This window comes from Rhizobacter sp. P3_B12, assembly GCF_056402895.1.
In genome coordinates, this window is sequence record NZ_JBFUGN010001467.1 from 1 (window position 1) to 1,045 (window position 1,045).

General features: G+C 67.9%; 2 protein-coding genes. Both read left to right on the forward strand.

Features of this window, described 5'->3' with window-relative positions; translation table 11 throughout:
• Positions 1-100: 100 nt before the first annotated feature.
• Positions 101-589 carry a terminase small subunit gene (locus AC1D01_RS36135; RefSeq protein ID WP_477874550.1) on the forward strand — a complete coding sequence of 163 codons (489 nt, stop codon included), beginning with the start codon at positions 101-103 and terminating at the stop codon, positions 587-589.
• Positions 586-1,045, forward strand: a 460-nt coding sequence (locus AC1D01_RS36140; RefSeq protein ID WP_477874552.1) for a phage terminase large subunit family protein, incomplete at its 3' end; no start/stop codon positions are given. The genes AC1D01_RS36135 and AC1D01_RS36140, both read left to right, overlap by 4 nt.

Sequence of the window (1,045 nt, forward strand, 5' to 3'; positions counted from 1 at the left end):
GGTCCTCGGTCCTCCCGGGAGAGGTCGGTCAAGGGTAATTCGAACCCCGTTCGCACCGTAGTTGCGGGCGTTGCTTAAGGGGGTTGTACCCATGGAAGCGATGCAACAGCCCCTCTCTCACCCGCTGACGCAGGAGCAATTCGGCGACCTGGTCGGCGTCAGCCAGCAGGCGATCAGCGAGCTGCTCGCTCGCGGGATTCTGAAGGCGGGCCAGCCCGCCTCGGCCTGGCTGCGCGCGTACACAAAACACCTGCGAGAACAGGCGGCGGGCCGCGGGGCCGACGGCGAACTGGCGCGCGAGCGCGCCCGCCTCGCCCGTGAGCAGGCCGACCGCGTCGCAATGGACAACGCGGTGAACCGCCGCGAGCTGGCACCGGTCGCGGTGCTGGAACTGGTGCTCGCCAAGATGGCTGGCGATGTGGGCAGCCTGCTTCAGGGCCTGGTGCCGCGCGTGCGCCGTCGCGTCGAGCTGCCCACCGAGGCGTTGCGCATCTTCGAGGAGGAAGTCAGCAAGGCGCGCAACCGGGCGGCGGCGCTCAGCCTCGCGGATGCCGAAGACGAACCCGATGAAGAGGAGGATGGAAATTGACCGAACTGACGCCTATGCTCGACGCAGTCGAGTCCGTGTACGTCGAGCCGCCCATGTCGCTGGCGGACCTCGGCACCGAGCAGCGCGACGAGATCAACGCGGCGCTGCGCCGCGGTCTGCGTCCGCTCGAAGCGCCGCCGCCGATGCGCCTGTCGCAATGGATGGCCGAGCACTTCTACCTCAGCGAGGAGAGCAGCTACGAGCAGGGGCGGTGGGAAGCCTACCCGTACCAGATCGCCATTGCCGACTGCATCGGCCACGACGAGATCAACCACGTCACCTGGCGCAAGTCCGCTCGCACCGGATACACCAAGATCTTCCTGGCGGCCGTCGGCTATTTCGCCGAGCACAAGCGTCGCAACCAGGCGGTGTACCAGCCGACAGACGAGGACCGCGACGACTTCGTGACCACCGAGCTGGAGCCGATGCTGCGCGACGTGCGCGTGATGCGCCGCG

Bases quoted from the DNA above. Each gene is read 5' to 3' on its own strand.
- AC1D01_RS36135 (WP_477874550.1), top strand. From the start codon at position 101: ATGCAACAGCCCCTCTCTCACCCGCTGACGCAGGAGCAATTCGGCGAC.